This is a genomic window from Bacillus sp. UMB0728, assembly GCF_002858875.1.
In the GTDB taxonomy this organism is placed as follows: Bacteria; Bacillota; Bacilli; order Bacillales; family Cytobacillaceae; genus Bacillus_AB; species Bacillus_AB infantis.
The window spans coordinates 879,721-897,351 of sequence record NZ_PKLA01000002.1; the positions used below are offsets into that span (position 1 = coordinate 879,721).

Sequence of the window (17,631 nt, forward strand, 5' to 3'; positions counted from 1 at the left end):
AATCCGCGATTTTATGGCCAAAATCCTCAGCGCCATATAAGGCAAATCAATCTTTCAGGATCTACCTGTCTTTGAAATTCCCGCATTTATCTGCATCTGCTAATCGCAGAACTCTTGTCTAATACCATTTTGCAAATCCAATAGTATACACCTGGCTGCTTATGAAGCTACAGCCTGTTTTTTCTGTGCATTCATTCAAGCTGCCTGTTTTGGGCATGTTAAACCTAGCAGCACTACATAATGAAAGAGGCGTTGATTATTGATTACGTTTAAGCATGTAGGAAAGAAATATCCGGATGGCTTTGTTGCCCTCAAGGATATTGATTTCCATATAGAAGAAGGGGAACTGGTTGCCCTGATCGGGCCGAGCGGCTGCGGAAAGACGACAACCATGAAAATGATCAACCGGCTTATTGAGCCGTCCAGCGGCCAGATTTTTATCAATGGAGAAGACATATCCAAAAAGGATCCTGTGAAGCTGCGCAGGGATATCGGCTATGTGATCCAGCAGATCGGCCTGCTTCCCCATATGACCATTGAAGATAATATTACACTTGTTCCGAGGCTTAAAGGCTGGGAAAAGGAGCAGTACTCCGATAAAGTGGACGAATTACTGCAGCTTGTCGGCCTGGATCCGAAAGAATACCGGACCCGGTTCCCCGGCGAGCTGTCGGGCGGACAGCAGCAGCGTGTAGGCGTTATCCGCGCCCTGGCGGCAGAACCGCCCATCATCCTTATGGACGAGCCTTTCAGCGCACTGGATCCGATCAGCCGTGAGCAGCTGCAGGATGAGCTGGTCAAGCTGCAGGAAACCATCAAAAAGACCATTGTGTTTGTCACCCACGATATGGATGAGGCCATTAAAATCGCCGACCGGATTGCCATTTTAAAAGACGGAGAGATCATCCAGTTCGATACGCCGGAAAGAATTCTCCGTTATCCAAAGAATGAGTTTGTCAAAGGCTTCATAGGCGAAGACCGCCTGAATGACGCTGAGAACGGACAGCCTGCTGCTGCTGACCTGATGCTCAGGAAGGTTATTACAGCGCGTCCAGGCAGGGGTCTGGCACAGGCGTTGAAAACGATGAAAACATATAAGGTTGACTCACTTTTTGTAGTGAATGGCGAGAATGAGCTTCTCGGCATTGCAACCATTGATGATGTCTAAAAAAATTACGCCGAGGAAGAAAAAACGCTTGGCGATATTATGAGCGCGGACTATCAGTCAGTACTCGTTGATGCACCTTATAATGAGGTTGCTGAGCTGTTTGCCAAAGGGTCCCTTTACATTCCCGTCCTTGAGGGCGGAAAGCTTGCCGGGCTTATCACAAGGTCCACGATGATGAGAGGCCTGGCGGGGATGAAAATTTCATCACCGGCTGAAGGGGGCACTATAAATGAATGATAATTTCTTTGTACTCGTTGTTGATATTTTTAAAAATAGATGGCCTGAAATTCTGGAAGCCCTTCAGCAGCATTTATTTTTGTCGGTTGTTTCCATTGTGATAGCAGCAGCCATATCCCTGCCTTTGGGCATCTTTATTTCGCGGAGGAAGAAGCTGGCTGAGCCGATCATTGGCATTACATCCATCTTCCAGACGATTCCGAGCCTTGCGCTGTTCGGATTCTTGCTTCCCCTGTTCGGGATAGGAAATGTAACGGCGATCATCGCCTTGACTGTGTATGCTTTGCTGCCTCTTTTAAGAAATACATATACAGGCATCAATGGTGTAGACCAGTCTGCCGTTGAGGCAGGACGCGGCATGGGGATGACAAGCAACCAGATCCTCAGGATGATTGAGCTTCCTCTTGCATTGCCGATCATCATGGCAGGACTGCGGACAGCGGCCGTTCTGACAATCGGGGTGGCGACCCTGGCCGCATTCATAGGGGCAGGCGGCCTTGGGGACCTGATATACAGGGGCCTGTCCACAGCCCGCAATGAGCTCGTGCTTGCAGGTGCGATCCCTGCAGCGGTCCTTGCGATTGTCATTGATTTGATCCTAAAAAGGATTGAAATTGCCACCGACCCGCGCAGAGGCAGGAAGGTGAACTGGAAAAAGATTTCCTTAGTCCTCATTCCTATTGCTGCGCTGGCATTGTTCTTTGGACTCAGGGGAGGCAATGAGGAAGATACCATCGTCCTTGGCGGGAAAAGATGGACAGAGCAGTATATCCTCCCTCATATCCTGTCAGAATATATTCAAGATCAGACAGATTATAATGTAAGGGTGCAGGAAGGGCTCGGAGATACCCCGATCCTGACCCAGGCCCTTCGAAAAGGCGATATTGATATGTATGTGGATTATACGGGGACTGGTCTCCTGACGATCATGAAGGAATCTTATAACCCGGAGGACAGCCCAGAGGATATTTATAACAAGGTAAAGGAAGGCTACAGCGAAGAATACCAGCTGGAGTGGATGGAGCCTTTAGGATTCCAGAACACATACGCCCTTGCAGTCAATCAGGAAACCGACAGTGAGTATGGTGCTGAAAAAATTTCCGACCTTTCTTCTGTGTCCTCGGAGCTCCAATTTGGGGGTCCTGCAGATTTTTACGAGCGTGAGGATGGATTTACCGCTTTCACTGAGGCATATAATCTCGATTTCAGCGAAAAGCGGACATTGGATGCAAACCTGATGTACTCCGCTGTACAGGAAGGGGAAGTAGATGCCATCCCTGCCTTTACCACAGACGGGCGGATTGTCCGCTTCGGCCTGAAGGTGCTTGAAGATGACAGGCAATTCTTCCCGCCATACTATGCAGCACCAATCATCCGCCAGGAAACACTGGCAAAATATCCAGAGCTTGAAGAAGTCATCAACAGGCTCGGCAACCAGATTTCCGAGGAAGAAATGGCTGAAATGAATGCCAGAGTCGACCTCGACAAAGAAAACCCGCGCGAAGTAGCAATCGACTTCCTGAAACAGAAAAACTTAATCGACTAAGCAAATAAAAGACAGCAGGGGTACGGAATAATCTCATTCCGTGCCTCTTTTTTTTGTTTAGTGATTGTTCAATAGCCTTGGTTACATAGCTAAACGAGTTTCAAAAAACTTGGTGATTGCAGTGGAAGGCACGAAGACTCCAGCGGGATTGCAGCGGAAATGTTGAGACCCCGCAGCGCGCAGCGTGAGGAGGCTCAACTCCGCCCCGCGGAAAGCGAAGTGCCTGGAACGGAAATCAACACCCATAACAAGCAGATACCTGAAAAACCTCTTTTTTTACAGAAATAGTCTAATTATAGGAAATCCATTTGAGTTCAATTTTTACTCAAAAACTCCCCCTTGACAGAAAAATACAATTAAGATAAATTAGTTAAAGTGTTGAATTATTAAAGGGTAGAACTTTATAGCGGGAGAGGTGAATAATGCATGCCGCATGAGAATATAAAAGACTTAGTGGACCGGTACATATCCGTTTCCTTCTCAGTAAACAAGACGGGCGAAAACCTGGTAAAGTGCCAGCTAGGGGATGAACTGACGAATGACCAGCATTACACGCTCAGATACATCCACCATTCAGAGAACTGCACGTCAACAGAATTGGCTGAGGTGTTCGATGTCAAAAAAAGTGCGATCACGGCCATCATTAACAGACTGTTTGAGAAGGGCCTGATCGAACGGACCCGTGATGAAAAAGACCGCAGGGTCGTGTACTTGACGCTTTCTGAAAAAGGCAGGGAGCTTTTTTCGGAAACGGAAGAACGCATCAACAAGCTGGTTGAATCTTTTATCAAAAAATTTGACCAGCAGGAGATAGAGCAGTTTATCACAACCTATGAGAAACTGGGCAGTATTCTGCTTGAAATTAAAGATCAACAGGTGGAGGAATAGGCGTGTATACAATAATCAAGAGAAAATGGTTTGTCCTTATTGCGTGGATCGCAGTTATTGCCGGATTGTTTTTCCTGGCCCCTAATATGGCTGATCTTGTCCGTGAAAAAGGGCAGGTGGATGTGCCGGAGGAATACTCCTCCAAGCTGGCCGGCCAGATTATGGACGAAGTGCAGAAGCAGGAAGGCGGAGGCGATGAAACCTCGGTGGCCCTTGTTTTCCATGATGATAAAAAGCTGTCGGCAGATCAGATCCAAGAAGCTGAGAAAGCCATCAATGATCTGGAAGCAAATAAAGAGGAGCTTGGGATCACGCAGATCCTCTCCCATTTTACAGAAGAAAACCTGAAAGACCAGCTTGTTTCCGATGACGGGAAGTCAATTCTCGCATCATTGAGCATCAGCTGGAACGGCCGCGAAGCAGGCGAACTGAGCGATGCTCTGTATGAAACCATTGAAGATGCGGATGTTGACCATTATTATACGAGCAACTGGATGATCAATGAAGATCTGACCACCAGCTCTGAGGAAGGCCTGAAGAAAACAGAGGGGATTACCGTTGTGTTCATCCTCGTTGTCTTGTTCCTGGTATTCCGCTCTATCGTGGCGCCGGTCATTCCGCTGCTGACGGTTGGATTTTCATATCTGGCTTCACAATCGATTGTATCGATCCTGGTGGATAAAGTGGATTTCCCGATTTCCAACTATACGCAGATCTTCCTGGTGGCCGTCCTTTTCGGTATCGGGACTGATTACTGTATCCTGCTGCTGAGCCGGTTTAAAGAAGAATTGGCTCACAGTGAATCAACGGCAGATGCGATTGTTGCGACGTATAAGAATGCCGGCCGCACCGTATTTTTCAGCGGATTGGCGGTTATGATCGGCTTTGCGGCCATCGGGTTCTCCCAGTTTAAGCTGTATCAGTCAGCCTCAGCTGTTGCCGTAGGGGTAGCGCTGCTGCTGATCGCCCTGTTCACGGTAGTGCCATTCTTTATGGCTGTGCTCGGCCAAAAGATCTTCTGGCCTTCAAAAAGCACGGCAGAACATGGTGAAAGCAAGCTTTGGGGTACTGTCGGGCGCTTCTCGCTTGCACGCCCATTCATTGCCCTGTTCATAGTTGCGGCGGTTTGTGTGCCGTTCCTTGTGGTGTATGACGGAGATCTTTCCTATAACTCCCTGGAGGAAATCAGCGGGGATGTACCGTCCATCAAGGCATTTGATGCCATCAGCGGCAGCTTTGGCCCTGGTGAATCAATGCCGACGCAAATTGTGCTCCAGAACGATGAGCGGATGGATTCAGCTGAATACATCGCTCTCGCAGAAAAAATCAGCCAGGAGCTGGAAAAAGTGGACCTGGTCGATACTGTCCGGTCTGTAACAAGGCCGACAGGTGAGCCGATTGAAGATTTCTTCGTCTCCAAGCAGGCCGAAAGCCTTGAAGATGGCCTGGGCGAAGGAAAAGACGGACTTGAACAGATCAGCGACGGGCTACAGGAAGCAGGAAGCGAACTGTCTAAATCAGAGCCGGAGCTGGATCAGGCTGTTTCAGGCATCGGTACATTGATATCAGGAACAGGCGAAATTCAGAATGGCCTTTCTGAAATTCAAACCAATCTGGCCAAAATTGAAGACGGCCTCCGCCAGGGCACAGCCGGATCCACTGAGCTGAAAAAAGGGCTGGAGGAGACAAAGGCTGGGGCGGAAGAGCTGCTTGTAAATTACAATAAATTACTCGGAGGATATCAGGAAGCTGCCGAAGGAGTAAGTGGGCTGCAAGCTAAATATAAGGGTATCGGTGAAGGTTTAAACGGTCTTTCAGAAGCTCTTGCAGGCATTACAGCAGATGATTTTGCTATATTGGAAGACAATTATCAAGGAATAGCTGAAAATGATTCTTACAAAAAAATTAAAGGAACTGTGCAGAATGTACAGGCAAATATTACACCTCTGGCAGAAGGCTTGACACAGCTGAATGGCGGGCTGGCAGGCGTAGAGAATGGACTTAATAAGGCAAATGATAACTTCGGCAAGGCGATCAGCGGCCAGCAGAATTTGGCCGGCGGACTTCAGAAAATCATCAACGGCCTCGAACAGCAGCAGGCCGGCCTCGAACAGCTGGCAGACGGGCAGGGCCAGATTGTCAATGGATTCCCGCAGCTGTCAAACGGACTTGCAGGCGTTAATGATGGCCAAAAGCAGCTGCTGGATGGCTTCGGCAGCCTCGGCGGCCAGCTGGGTGAGCTGACTGACGGCCTTAATCAGAGTGTGGATGGGCTGAATCAGGTATCAGACGGACTGGGTTCTGCACAGGACTATCTGTCCGGACTGTCGCAGTCAGATTCCCTGAATGCATTCTATCTGCCGGAAGAAGTCCTGGAAAGCGATGATTTCGACCAGGCGGTAGATGCTTATATGTCAAAAGACCGCAAAGTCATGACACTGGATGTTATTTTTGAAGCAAATCCGTATTCAAATGAAGCCATCAATCAGGTTCCGGAAATTAAGGATGCCGTGGAGAGGGCGACGAAGGATACAAAGCTTGAAAATGCTAAATTGGCATTGGGCGGAATTACAAGTACGAACGCAGATCTTGATGAGATGTCAGGCAAGGATTATTCCCGCACAGTCGTGCTGATGCTCGTCGGCATTTCTATCATTCTTGTATTCCTGTTCCGTTCTATTATTATGCCAGTCTATATTATTGGATCACTGATCCTGACTTATTACACGTCCATGGCGATGAACGAAGTGATCTTCGTGGATATTCTCGGCTATACAGGCATCAGCTGGGCCGTGCCGTTCTTCGGGTTCGTCATTCTTGTTGCGCTTGGGGTGGATTACAGCATCTTCCTCATGGACCGCTTCAATGAATATAAAGACCTTTCTGTAGCAGATGCGATGCTGATGGCGATGAAGAAGATGGGAACTGTCATCATCTCGGCAGTTGTCATCCTTGGCGGTACATTCGCGGCGATGATGCCATCCGGCATGCTGTCATTGCTGCAGATTGCCTCGATCATCCTGGTCGGACTCCTGTTGTATGCGTTCATCATCCTCCCTCTGTTTATCCCGGTGATGGTGAAAAACTTCGGCCAGGCAAACTGGTGGCCATTTAAAAGGGGAACAAATGAATAAAAGCTGTTAGCTTCTTGAGCACCGTCCTGCTAGGCAGGGCGGTGTTTCTTTATAAGCTCACCTTTATGACCTGCTTACTTATTCCGTCTGTAGCAGGCTCATAGAAATATAAAAAACCACCCATAAAATATGAGTGGCTCTACTAGCACTGCTTAGATTTTAAATTTATCTACCACCTGCTTCAATTCTTCAGCCATTTGTGCCAATGCTTGGGCAGATGAATGGATTTCCTCCATTGATGCCAGCTGTTCCTCTGTTGATGCAGCAGCTTCTTCCGAAGTTGATGCGTTTTCCTGGGCCATCATCGAGATATCCATTGCTGCATTAGTCGCTTCATCTATACTGGCAGTAATCTCCTGGACAGTGGCAGTAACCTGTTCAATCAGCGGGGTAATGTTTCTAGTGCTATTTAATATCCCGGCAAATTTTTCAGATGTTTGTTCTGAAACTTTTACGCCTTCTTCTGCATTTATTACAGCTTCATCCATGATTTTAACTGATTCTTCTGTATCCTGCTGTATTAGTGCAATCAGGTCAGCGATACTCTTTGTTGATGCTTGAGACTGCTCTGCTAATTTGCGCACTTCATCAGCTACCACTGCAAATCCTTTCCCATGCTCTCCGGCTCTTGCCGCTTCAATTGCCGCATTTAAAGCCAGCAGGTTTGTTTGATCAGCAATCCCGCTGATCACATCAGAGATTGAACCTATTTCTTTTGAACGGCTGGATAAAGAAGATATCACTCGGTTTGATCGCTTGATGGAATGGTGAATAAACTTCATTTGCTCTAGGCTGTCTGTAACCTGTTTCTCCCCCTCTTCAGCCTCCTGAGTTGTCTTTCTTGAGAGCTCGGCCACATTAGCTGACCTTTCTGAGATATGTAAAATGCCCTGAAGCACTTCATTTAAGGCTTTTGAATTATTCTCCAGATTTATTGTCGTGGTTTCGGCTCCACCGGCAATTTCCTGTATGGCAGATGAAACTGTTTCGCTGGCTATGGTTGACTGTTCTGCACTCGCATTCAGCTGCTCAGCAGATGCAGCCACTAAATCAGAGTTAGAAGAGATGGAGCTGATCATGTCTCTGAGATTATTTTTCATTTCCTCGAAAGATTGATTTAAATCAAAAATCTCATCTTTATTTTTTAAATTCAATGTATCCACGTTTAAATTTCCGCCAGCTACCTGCTTGGCCAGACTGCCCAGTTTCGCAATCGGCCTGGTGATTAACACGGAGATAATAATCCCGCTGGCCAAAGCAATTAATGCAGCGGCTATGCTTAGAGAAAGCAATAACATTCGTGCTTTGCTGGATTGTTCCTGTGTTTCTTTAAATTTAACATCAAGAATGTCTTCTTTCAGCCAATCATGCATAGAAAGCGTGCTCTCTGTCAGATTATTGCTGATAGGGACAATTAATTTTAAGCCGTCAGCAATTGCTTTCTCCTTATCTATGCTGCTGTCATCCATGATTTGGTTAGCCAATTCCTTGAAGTTCTTATTTGCTTCCTGGATAGAGTTAAATCGATCCTGTGTTTCCTGCAGGGTAGCCAGCTCTCTTCCTTTGGCTATAGAAGCATTGATTCTTTCATTTGCCTGATTCATCATATCTCTGAAACTTTCACTGTCTTCATCATATAACAGGAAAGCACGGTAATAGCCTGTCTGCAGAGCAGCGTCTGTCTGGATGGATTGTGTCAGTGCCCTTACTTCAGCAACAGTTTCAACTACATAATCATAAGATTCATTTGAGTCTTTCATATTTTTGTATGAAATAAAGGATGCAATCCCAAATATGAAGGACACAATTAGGAAGCTTCCTATTAATTTCTGCTTGATTGATAATTTCATTATGCAAACTCCTCTTTCTTTTAATTGGTCTGATTCACCAATTTATTATCGTCAAATAACTTTAAGTGTTTAGGGTATCGGAAATTTTGACTTAAGCTTATCAGAGGATATCCTATCCGGATTTTTTAATAAGTGGTGAGTAGAAAAGGAACAACTGTTTTTGGTGTTTAAAACCTTTAAAAAACATTGGAAATAAAATACTAAATATCATATACTGTGTATATAGATATAAACAGTATAACAGTGGGAGGAATCAAAATTGAATGAATGGAAAGAAGCAATGTGGCTCGTTAAGTTTGAACTGGGCAAATCAGCAAGAGGTTTTATACAGCTCATACTCAATACTGTCCTGTTTCTTGGGGTAACCGTTTTAGCTTTTTCGCTCGGTATTGGCAAAACTGCCATTGTGGATTTTATGTTTATGATTTTATTCGGATTCTCGGGGGCTTGGTCGAGGACAAAAGACTTCCAATCTCAAAAGGTGCAAAGAGATGTATGGGCCTCCCCTTATTTCATGACGCTGAGCCAGCTGCCGATCAGGAAAGGGATTTTGGTGAAAAGCCGTTTTTTGACTTATTTTATGACCGTTATCCCAGCACAGCTGATTTTCATGATTCTGCTGTACAGCTTTAGTCCAAGTCTGAACCATGAGCTGGGAATAGGCGGATTTGCTGCCTTTACTCTTATGTGGCTTGCTTTCAGCATTTTCTTTGGACTGTCTTTCCCGGTAATGGAAGCTGGCGATATGATCAACCGCACCCGCATGGTCATTTACAGCATTATGCTGTATGGCGGAGGAATTGCAGCTGTCATCCTTTTCAATACCTACAGCAGCGGCCTTGTCGGCTGGACGATTATGGCCGCGGGGAGATGGCCATTATTTACTTCCCTGCTGGCGATAGCAGCGGCAGTGGCTTGCACGCTCTTCTATAAAAAATACATGCTGAAGAAAATGTCTACAATCGACTATCTGTCATAGAAAGGAGGAAACCGCTTGGAGCTTCCTATCAGATTATCCAAGGAATCCCGCGTTCCCATCTACCACCAGATTGAGGGCCAGATAAAAGCTTTGATTGCGAGCGGGGTGCTCCCGGCAGGATCGCCGCTACCGTCCATCCGCTCCCTCTCTAAGGATCTTGAGGTGAGTGTCATCACAACGAGAAGGGCTTATCAGGATCTTGAATATAAAGGCTTCATCACCACGATCCAGGGAAAGGGAACCTTTGTAGCCGAGGTGGCTGAATCGGAAAAGGCGGATGTTAAGCACAGTTCAGTCTACCAGGCACTCGAAAATGGCATCCGGACGGCCATGAGCTATGACTGCACACTTGAAGAAATAGAAGAGATTTTTCATAAAGTGGTAGAAAAAATTAAGAACGGGGAGGAATGAGCATGCTGCCAATAGAAATCACCGGACTTGAAAAAAATATAGACGGCTTCAAACTGGGCCCTTTGAATGCAAGCTTTGAGCCAGGGACCATCACAGCATTGATCGGCAATAACTCATCAGGAAAAAGCACCCTATTAAAATTAATGATGAATCTTGCCAAGAGAGACAAGGGAGATATCCTGATAAACGGACAATCGATTTCAGAGAGGGAGTCATGGAAGCAGACCATCGCTTATCAGCCCCAGACACTGAACGGCGTCAGCACGCTTACCGGATATGAGCTGTATTCACTTGTTTCGCGATGGTATCCTTCCTGGGATAAGCAGCTGTTCGACGAGATTGTAAACCTATTTTCGGTTCCCCTTGATAAGCCGTACGGAAAGCTTTCCCAAGGCGTCCAGCAGAAGCTTAATCTTGCATTGACCCTGCCCAGGGATACAGAGATTCTTCTTCTGGATGAACCGTCTGCCTCCATGGATATACCTGCAAAGCATCTTTTAATGGAAATGCTTGCTAAGTGGATGGAGCGGGGAGATAAGACGATGATCATTGCGACCCATCAGGCAGAGGATATCCGCAAACTGGCCGATTATATCCTTTTTATGAAGGATGGAGAAATCACTGGCCATTTTGAAAAAGATGAATTGGCCCTCAAGTTTAAAAAGTATTGGGTGGGCCAGCTGCCGGATTCAAGCATACCGGGGGAAGTATCACGCCAGGGGGATCGGATGGTCATAACCTCGGCAGCCTTGGAAGCAGAACGTTATTTTAAAAAAGCTGGCATTTCGATTTTGGAGGAAGAGGTGCCGGAGCTTGAGGAAGCGCTGGCCATCATGCTTCAGCAGCCAAAACAGGAAAAGGGGTGGAGAGAGTGACCGGGAAGGTACTTTCTGTTGAAGGAATCGGCAAATCATATAAAGAAAAGCAGGTGCTGAAGGATATTTCTTTTTCGGTGCATGAGGGTGAGATCATGGCTATCCTTGGACCGAATGGCGCCGGCAAATCCACCTCGATCCGCAGCATCATGGGCATCATTCTGCCGGATGAAGGAGATATCACGTTTCACGGACATTCTTCAGGAAAAAGCATTCCCCGCCACCTGATCGGCTACCTGCCTGAAGAAAGGGGCCTTTATAAAAATGTCAAGGTGATGGATATGCTGCTCTATCTTGCGGAGTTAAAGGACTACCCATTGAAAAAGGCAAAAGAGCGGATTCTTGAGTATTTGGCTAAGTTCAATATGGAAGGTAAGGAGAAGGCCAAGCTGGAGGAATTATCCAAAGGGATGGGGCAGAAAATCCAGTTTATCGCCTCTGTCCTTCATGAGCCCCGCCTTCTCATCCTTGATGAGCCTTTTTCCGGGCTTGATCCAGTCAGCCAGGAGGTCTTCAAAAAGGAAATCAGGGAGCTTGCGGATAAAGGGACGGCGATTCTGCTTTCCTCGCATCAGATGAATATGGTGGAGGAAATGTGCGACCGGTTATTTATGATCCATAAAGGGCACAAGGTCCTTGCTGGAACGGTGGAAGAAGTGAAAAAAGAGTATGCGAACTATAAATGCACAATCCGCGGGGCAAATGGAGCGGCAATGCTGGAGAAAATCCCCCATGTGCAGAGGGTGGAGCAAAAAGGCGATATGTCAGTCCTTTATCTCGACAGCCTTGTTCATCCAGCCAGGTGGCTGAAGCAGCTGCCTGAGGAGCTGGCAGTCCAGGAGCTGTCCATCGACCGTGTTTCCCTGCATGAAATATTCATAGACATTGCATCGGAAAAGCATCCTGTACAGAAAGAAGGTCATAGAATTGCGCAATAGCTTAAAGGTAGCCAAATGGGAGATAAAACGGAATATGAAAAATAAATCCTTTGTCATTTCGCTTTTGCTGACTCCGTTAAGCTTCCTGTTTTTTGCCATATTGCCAGCCATGATGGACCGTTTTCAAAGCGAGCCCGAGCCGGTTAATGTAATTATAAAGGACGAACTGGGTATCTGGAATGGCACTGAAGGAATCATGGCAGGGCTTGATTGGGAAGTCAAACTGACAGATGCCTCTGAAAGTGAAATTTTAAATAAGCTTGAAGCGGCTGAGAATACGATCTTTATTCCACTGACAAAGAACGGACTTGATGCTGGACGTTTCCCAATCTATAAGAGTAAAGGAGTACCGGATGATGTTCTGCAGCAGGCGATGCTGCTGGAGCAGCCCTTGCGCGCCTTTCAGCTGAGCCAGCTGGCACTTGATGAAGAGGAGATGGCAGCAGTCTCACAGGATATCAGTTTTGCAGCGGTTGATGCGAAGGAGACGGGCGCTGGAGAGGATATGTATGGTCAGCTGATCCCGGGAATCACTGCGGGTGTTGTCCTGTTTTCGGTTGTAATCTCGGGAATGATGATCTTCCAGAGTGCGTCACAGGAAAAGAAAGATAAAATAGCTGAAATTATGCTGTCTTCTCTGACATCCGGTGAACTGATGCAGGGGAAAATCATCGGTTATTTTACTCTTGGCATCATTCAGGTGGCCGTCTGGCTTCTGTTCGTCATCCCGGCCGCATCATGGAGGCTCGATGTCCCGCTGATCCAGTATCTCGCAGCCCCGGAAACGTTGGTCCTTATGCTGTTTGCGATCCTTGGCTATCTGCTGTTTGCCGCAGTTTTTGCAGGGATGGGTGCAACCGTGGAAGATGTAAACTCTGCCAGCAATTTTCAGGGCTTTATACTGATGCTTCCTTTTGCACCGCTTTTATTAATCAAGCCGGTCTTTTCCGATCCTGAAGGAGTGATTGCAATCGCGGGCTCTTTTATCCCCTTCACAGCCCCGGGGGTATGGATCATGAGGCTTTCCGTCATGGAGGAATGGCCATGGGGAGAGATCCTTCTTTCAGCAATCATCCTCCTGGCCAGTATTGCTTTACTGATGAAGGCGGCCGGGAAGATATTTAAGGTTGGCATTTTAATGCACGGCAAAAATGCCACTCCGCAGGAAATGTGGAAGTGGCTGAGTAAAGCGGATTAAAAAGCGAAAGCCTGGATAGACTCTATCCAGGCTTTTATCATTGCCTGATAAATATTCAGAAAATATTGACATATAATATCTCCAAGAATATATTGGACATATTAGACAGGAGTGTGAAGCAATTGAAAAGCAAAGGCATTTATAAGGATTTCTTTTTCCATCCTGATATCATCATCATGTCAGGCCTCTTTGCAGCCGGGCTCATTTGGTATATAGCAGTACTCGGTGCTAGCTGGCAGCTCCTTGCTTTTACAGCAGGGGGAATGCTCACATTTATGTTCAGTGAATATCTCACACACCGCTTCCTGTTCCATCTTAATCCGCCAAAGAATGCTTTGTTTCTGACATTTTTAAAGCGCATTCACTATGACCACCACAAATATCCCAATGATTTAAAGCTGCTGTTTCTGCCGGTCTGGTACAGCCTGCCGAACTTATCGGTCCTTGCCCTCATCTTTTTCTTCCTTACTGGTTCGCTTCCTGATACGGTATCATTCAGCCTCGGCCTCGTGCTCATGCTGCTGATCTATGAATGGAAGCATTATGTAGCACACCGCCCGATCAAACCGAAATCCAAATTTGGAATATGGCTGAAAAAGACGCATATCCTTCACCATTTTAAAAATGAAAACTATTGGTACGGTGTCTCAACCCCTTTTGTCGATGCTCTGTTTGGGACGTTAAAGGATGAGAAGGAAGTGGAAACAAGCAAAACGGTGAAGGATCTGGAGGGCAGGAGCAGGGAAAAGAAGCTTTCATCCTGAAGAAATATGCTCATCAAGGGAAAAAGCTGCATCATGCAGCTTTTTCATTTTTTTATAAGCACTTTGGAAAGGGGATAAATGGTTGAGCTTTGGATAATCAAGCTTAAAATGACCGCTGTAAAGGTCAGCGAGATGATCATATCCGCCCTGGTGGTTTGTGCTGCATCGAGGATCAGCAGCAGAACGACCGACATGGTCCCTTTGATGCCGGCCCATGATATGATGGACGATTCCCGCCAGCCGAACAGCTTCCTTTCTTTTGGCAGGGCCAGGACGGTTCCATGGATGACAGCAAAGCGGATCAGAATGCTCATAGCAAAAATGACAAAGGCAATGCCCCATTGATCAATGGCCAGATGGCTGGTTGCTTCAATTCCGATCATAAGAAAGACGAGGGATATGATGGTTGGCTCGATTATTCCCCAGAAGCTGTCGAGCGACTCCAGGTAATGGTCTTCCTTATTTGTGTGAGTGAACTCCCATGACAGCATGATGCCGGCAGAAACTGTTGCCAGGACACCCGAAACGCCTGCAAGCTCGGCTGCATAGAAGATTCCGTACGAAAGAATGATGCTGAGCATCACCTGATAATCTTTCCGCTCGGTCACATGGACGGCCTTGCTGACGATCCAGCCGCATATTAGTCCAAGAAAAATACCCCCGAGGGATACAAAGAGAAAGTCTTTTGCAAACGAAAGAACCGAAAAGGATTCTCCTCTGGCAAACATCCCTGTCAGTACAGTGAACAGTACAAAGCTTGTCCCATCATTGATCATGGACTCACCTTCCACGATTTCGCTTACCCTCGGGTCGGAGGATGCCTCCTTTAGGATGGATATGACGGAAACCGGATCGGTCGGTGTAAGAATGGCCGCAATCATCAGGCTTCCCAGGAAGCTGATGCTAACGAAAAGATTGGCAAAATAATAAATGGCAGCCCCAAGGAGCAGAGCAGTGAACAAAAGGCCTGCTGTACTCAGGAAACCAATCATGCCTGCATTTTTCTTCAGGGCAGCTGGAGGAAAGCGATATGCTGAAATGAATAATAATGAAGGCAGGAAAATATCGTACAAAATTTCCTTTCCGATATGAAGCGATGCAAAATAGCCTATAAAAGACAGGCCGATCCCTATCAGCACCAATACAGGCGGACCTGGGAACAGCTTTTTCTTTTTATCAATGGTCAAAACAATATAGCCCGCCAAAAGCAGCAGTATTATTTTTATCGGCTCCATGCTCTTTCCCCCTTTCGCATTTTATAGAAAAATTACCCTTTTGCCAGCAGGTAGAAACTTATAGCCGAGGGGGTATCAGGATCAGCCGGGCTGGAAGGATGAATGCCAGTGCTGATAAAAAAAAGGCAGGGGAGTCTGCAGCGCAAAGAAAAGGCTGGCAGGATTACAGACTTCCCGTCCAATCTTAAGCCTTATCACCGGTATTAAAGCGCCTGCTATGCAGTATTACAGAAATTCAGATTTGGAGTGTTGACAAAATACCTAGTAGGGTATATTATTGGTTCATAGCCGCCGAACAAAGCGGCGTTCACAAAAGAATGGAGGGGGCATCCTTTGGAATATAATAATGGAACGAAGAACCGGATCAAGCGGGTCGAAGGGCAGATGCGCGGTGTTATGCGCATGATTGAAGAAGATGCAGATTGCAAGGATGTCATTACCCAGCTGTCTGCTGCAAGGTCGGCAATTGACCGGGCAATCGGCGTAATCGTGAGCACAAATCTTGTGGAATGCATGAAAGATGCCGATGAAGATGGCACTTTGGAGCCGGAAGAGATGATAAAGGAAGCAGTCAATCTGCTTGTGAGAAGCAGATAGGGTTGACATCCTTTTTATTTTGAAACATTATATACCCCACTAGGTATTGAAATAAAACAGTTATCCAAGGAGGAATTTTTCATGAACAGCAATAAAGTATTAGATGCAAAAGGTTTGGCTTGCCCAATGCCGATCGTTAAAACAAAGAAGGCAATCGGTGAGCTTGAATCAGGACAGATATTAGAGGTCCTGGCAACTGACAAGGGAGCGAAGAGCGATCTGACAGCATGGGCTTCATCAACAGGCCATGAACTGATCGATATGAAGGAAGAAGCAGGCGTATTTACTTTTTACATTAAAAAAGGCTGATTTTTTTGCAGGGTTATATACCCAGTACAGTATATTAGATGAGGGGGATTAGAATGTCAGAAAAGAAAAGAACAACGATTGTCCTTTTTAGCGGAGATTATGATAAAGCAATGGCAGCCTATATCATTGCGAACGGTGCTGCAGCGTATGATCACGAAGTTACCATTTTCCATACCTTCTGGGGATTGAATGCTCTTCGGAAAGATGAGAATACTATGGTTAAAAAAGGATTCATGGAAAAGATGTTCGGCAGGATGATGCCAAGGGGAGCCGATAAAATGGGGCTTTCAAAGATGCACTTCGCTGGCCTTGGCCCTAAGATGATCAAAGGCGTAATGAAAAAGCATAATGCACTCCCGCTGCCGCAGCTGATCGAGATGGCTCAGGAACAGGATGTAAAACTGGTTGCCTGTACGATGACGATGGATTTGCTCGGACTGCAGCAGGAGGAGCTGCTTGACAATATTGAATATGCTGGTGTTGCAGCTTATCTTGGTGATGCCGAAGACGGCAATGTAAATCTGTTTATATAGGAGGGCAACACAATGGAGAAATGGTCAGCTAAAGAAGTAGAAAGCAAGCTGGAAAAAGGGATGCTTAATATTGTGGATGTCCGGGAAGTGGATGAGGTAAAAGAGGGCCGTATTCCTGATAGTGTGAATATCCCGCTTGGACTCCTTGAATTCAGGATGCATGAGCTTGATAAAAATAAAGAATATGTCCTTGTATGCCGGTCAGGAGGCCGCAGCGGAAGGGCGTGCCAGCTGCTTGAATCCCATGGCTTCAAGGTTGTTAATATGGAAGGCGGAATGCTTGCCTGGGAAGGGCGCACGGAGTAATTTTTTTAGGAAATCATATACCCTGGGAGGTTTAAAGATGACACAGATTAAAACAGATTCCACTCTTGACGCAAAAGGGCTTGCATGCCCTATGCCAATTGTCAAAACGAAAAAAATGATTACGGGCATGAATGCAGGCGAAGTACTGGAGGTGCTGGCTACTGATAAAGGTTCAAAAGCAGATTTGAAGGCTTGGGCTGAAAGTGCCGGCCATCAGTATCTTGGAACTGTTGAAGAGGAAGGCGTGCTTAAGCATTATCTGCGCAAAGCAAGCGGCGAAGAGGTGCAGGAGAAAAAGCATCCTCATGTTGTCAGCAATGAAGATCTTGAGAAGCTTGTGGGAGAAGACGGCGATATCATTGTGCTGGATGTACGGGAATCTGCAGAATTTGCTTTCCACCACATTCCGGGCGCTGTCTCCATCCCATTAGGAGAGCTGGAGGAGCGCGCTGGAGAATTGGACGTTGAAGCGCCGGTTTATGTAGTCTGCCGGACAGGCAGCAGAAGCGATCTTGCTGCAAGGATGCTTGATGCCAAAGGCTTCAAGGATGTTAAAAATGTGATCCCTGGCATGAGCCAGTGGAACGGACCATCAGCCAGTATGAATCAATAAAAAATTTTACATTAAAATATACGGTAGGGGGTAATTGGGTTGACTGTAAA

The 17,631-nt window shown here is 46.4% G+C and carries 16 protein-coding genes and 1 pseudogene; 15 read left to right on the forward strand and 2 right to left on the reverse strand.

Annotation, left to right across the window (positions count from 1 at the left end; all coding sequences use genetic code 11):
- The first annotated feature begins 259 nt into the window (after positions 1 to 259).
- The 4 genes and pseudogenes from CYJ37_RS09915 to CYJ37_RS09930 all read left to right on the forward strand — a co-directional run bounded on the left by CYJ37_RS09915 (position 260) and on the right by CYJ37_RS09930 (position 6,973).
- Positions 260 to 1,405 (forward strand): annotated as a pseudogene (locus CYJ37_RS09915) (ABC transporter ATP-binding protein).
- A complete protein-coding gene (locus tag CYJ37_RS09920; protein WP_101549512.1) occupies positions 1,398 to 2,951 on the forward strand; it encodes a glycine betaine ABC transporter substrate-binding protein in 1,554 nt (517 codons plus the stop codon). Before CYJ37_RS09915 ends, CYJ37_RS09920 begins: the two are co-directional and overlap by 8 nt.
- Positions 2,952 to 3,377: 426 nt before the next feature.
- Positions 3,378 to 3,839 (forward strand): MarR family winged helix-turn-helix transcriptional regulator, encoded by a 462-nt coding sequence (locus CYJ37_RS09925; RefSeq protein ID WP_009793098.1) that lies wholly within the window; start codon positions 3,378 to 3,380, stop codon positions 3,837 to 3,839.
- Between the two features lie 2 nt (positions 3,840 to 3,841).
- Complete coding sequence (locus CYJ37_RS09930; protein ID WP_101549514.1) at positions 3,842 to 6,973, forward strand: MMPL family transporter; 3,132 nt, start codon at positions 3,842 to 3,844, stop codon at positions 6,971 to 6,973.
- Positions 6,974 to 7,125: 152 nt separating this feature from the next.
- Here CYJ37_RS09930 and CYJ37_RS09935 read toward each other — a convergent pair whose 3' ends face one another.
- Complete coding sequence (locus CYJ37_RS09935; protein ID WP_101549516.1) at positions 7,126 to 8,823, reverse strand: methyl-accepting chemotaxis protein; 1,698 nt, start codon at positions 8,821 to 8,823, stop codon at positions 7,126 to 7,128.
- Between the two features lie 259 nt (positions 8,824 to 9,082).
- On the opposite strand from CYJ37_RS09935, the gene CYJ37_RS09940 reads away from it, so the two are divergent.
- The 6 genes from CYJ37_RS09940 to CYJ37_RS09965 all read left to right on the forward strand — a co-directional run bounded on the left by CYJ37_RS09940 (position 9,083) and on the right by CYJ37_RS09965 (position 13,988).
- On the forward strand, positions 9,083 to 9,802 hold the full coding sequence (locus CYJ37_RS09940; RefSeq protein WP_009793101.1) for a hypothetical protein: 720 nt from the start codon (positions 9,083 to 9,085) through the stop codon (positions 9,800 to 9,802).
- A 15-nt stretch (positions 9,803 to 9,817) separates the two neighbouring features.
- Complete coding sequence (locus tag CYJ37_RS09945; protein ID WP_009793102.1) at positions 9,818 to 10,213, forward strand: GntR family transcriptional regulator; 396 nt, start codon at positions 9,818 to 9,820, stop codon at positions 10,211 to 10,213.
- A 2-nt stretch (positions 10,214 to 10,215) separates the two neighbouring features.
- Entirely contained in the window at positions 10,216 to 11,088 is an 873-nt protein-coding gene (locus tag CYJ37_RS09950) for an ATP-binding cassette domain-containing protein (protein ID WP_180827303.1), read from the forward strand.
- A complete protein-coding gene (locus CYJ37_RS09955) occupies positions 11,085 to 12,026 on the forward strand; it encodes an ABC transporter ATP-binding protein (RefSeq protein ID WP_101549520.1) in 942 nt (313 codons plus the stop codon). The genes CYJ37_RS09950 and CYJ37_RS09955 overlap by 4 nt, the downstream gene beginning before the upstream one ends.
- Positions 12,027 to 12,060: 34 nt before the next feature.
- Complete coding sequence (locus CYJ37_RS09960) at positions 12,061 to 13,224, forward strand: ABC transporter permease (RefSeq protein ID WP_101549717.1); 1,164 nt, start codon at positions 12,061 to 12,063, stop codon at positions 13,222 to 13,224.
- A 176-nt stretch (positions 13,225 to 13,400) separates the two neighbouring features.
- Entirely contained in the window at positions 13,401 to 13,988 is a 588-nt protein-coding gene (locus CYJ37_RS09965) for a sterol desaturase family protein (RefSeq protein ID WP_257964220.1), read from the forward strand.
- A gap of 44 nt (positions 13,989 to 14,032) precedes the next feature.
- Here CYJ37_RS09965 and CYJ37_RS09970 read toward each other — a convergent pair whose 3' ends face one another.
- Positions 14,033 to 15,223: a cation:proton antiporter gene (locus tag CYJ37_RS09970; protein WP_101549524.1), complete on the reverse strand. Its 1,191-nt coding sequence runs from the start codon at positions 15,221 to 15,223 to the stop codon at positions 14,033 to 14,035.
- Positions 15,224 to 15,556: 333 nt separating this feature from the next.
- Between CYJ37_RS09970 and CYJ37_RS09975 the strand changes: the two genes are divergently transcribed.
- The 5 genes from CYJ37_RS09975 to CYJ37_RS09995 all read left to right on the forward strand — a co-directional run bounded on the left by CYJ37_RS09975 (position 15,557) and on the right by CYJ37_RS09995 (position 17,581).
- Positions 15,557 to 15,820, forward strand: a complete 264-nt coding sequence (locus CYJ37_RS09975; protein ID WP_009793109.1) for a metal-sensitive transcriptional regulator — start codon at positions 15,557 to 15,559, stop codon at positions 15,818 to 15,820.
- A gap of 81 nt (positions 15,821 to 15,901) precedes the next feature.
- The gene (locus tag CYJ37_RS09980; RefSeq protein WP_009793110.1) at positions 15,902 to 16,129 is read left to right on the forward strand and encodes a sulfurtransferase TusA family protein; all 228 of its coding nucleotides are present in this window, start codon (positions 15,902 to 15,904) and stop codon (positions 16,127 to 16,129) included.
- 53 nt (positions 16,130 to 16,182) lie between these two features.
- A complete protein-coding gene (locus tag CYJ37_RS09985; protein ID WP_009793111.1) occupies positions 16,183 to 16,662 on the forward strand; it encodes a DsrE/DsrF/DrsH-like family protein in 480 nt (159 codons plus the stop codon).
- Between the two features lie 12 nt (positions 16,663 to 16,674).
- Positions 16,675 to 16,968, forward strand: a complete 294-nt coding sequence (locus CYJ37_RS09990) for a rhodanese-like domain-containing protein (RefSeq protein WP_009793112.1) — start codon at positions 16,675 to 16,677, stop codon at positions 16,966 to 16,968.
- A gap of 37 nt (positions 16,969 to 17,005) precedes the next feature.
- Complete coding sequence (locus CYJ37_RS09995) at positions 17,006 to 17,581, forward strand: sulfurtransferase TusA family protein (protein WP_009793113.1); 576 nt, start codon at positions 17,006 to 17,008, stop codon at positions 17,579 to 17,581.
- Positions 17,582 to 17,631: the final 50 nt, after the last annotated feature.

Coding starts and splice junctions, on each gene's coding strand:
- CYJ37_RS09920 (WP_101549512.1), top strand. CDS start 1,398: ATGAATGATAATTTCTTTGTACTCGTTGTTGATATTTTTAAAAATAGA.
- CYJ37_RS09925 (WP_009793098.1), top strand. CDS start 3,378: ATGCCGCATGAGAATATAAAAGACTTAGTGGACCGGTACATATCCGTT.
- CYJ37_RS09935 (WP_101549516.1), bottom strand. CDS start 8,823: ATGAAATTATCAATCAAGCAGAAATTAATAGGAAGCTTCCTAATTGTG.
- CYJ37_RS09950 (WP_180827303.1), top strand. CDS start 10,216: ATGCTGCCAATAGAAATCACCGGACTTGAAAAAAATATAGACGGCTTC.
- CYJ37_RS09960 (WP_101549717.1), top strand. CDS start 12,061: ATGAAAAATAAATCCTTTGTCATTTCGCTTTTGCTGACTCCGTTAAGC.
- CYJ37_RS09965 (WP_257964220.1), top strand. CDS start 13,401: ATGTCAGGCCTCTTTGCAGCCGGGCTCATTTGGTATATAGCAGTACTC.
- CYJ37_RS09970 (WP_101549524.1), bottom strand. CDS start 15,223: ATGGAGCCGATAAAAATAATACTGCTGCTTTTGGCGGGCTATATTGTT.
- CYJ37_RS09980 (WP_009793110.1), top strand. CDS start 15,902: ATGAACAGCAATAAAGTATTAGATGCAAAAGGTTTGGCTTGCCCAATG.
- CYJ37_RS09985 (WP_009793111.1), top strand. CDS start 16,183: ATGTCAGAAAAGAAAAGAACAACGATTGTCCTTTTTAGCGGAGATTAT.
- CYJ37_RS09990 (WP_009793112.1), top strand. CDS start 16,675: ATGGAGAAATGGTCAGCTAAAGAAGTAGAAAGCAAGCTGGAAAAAGGG.
- CYJ37_RS09995 (WP_009793113.1), top strand. CDS start 17,006: ATGACACAGATTAAAACAGATTCCACTCTTGACGCAAAAGGGCTTGCA.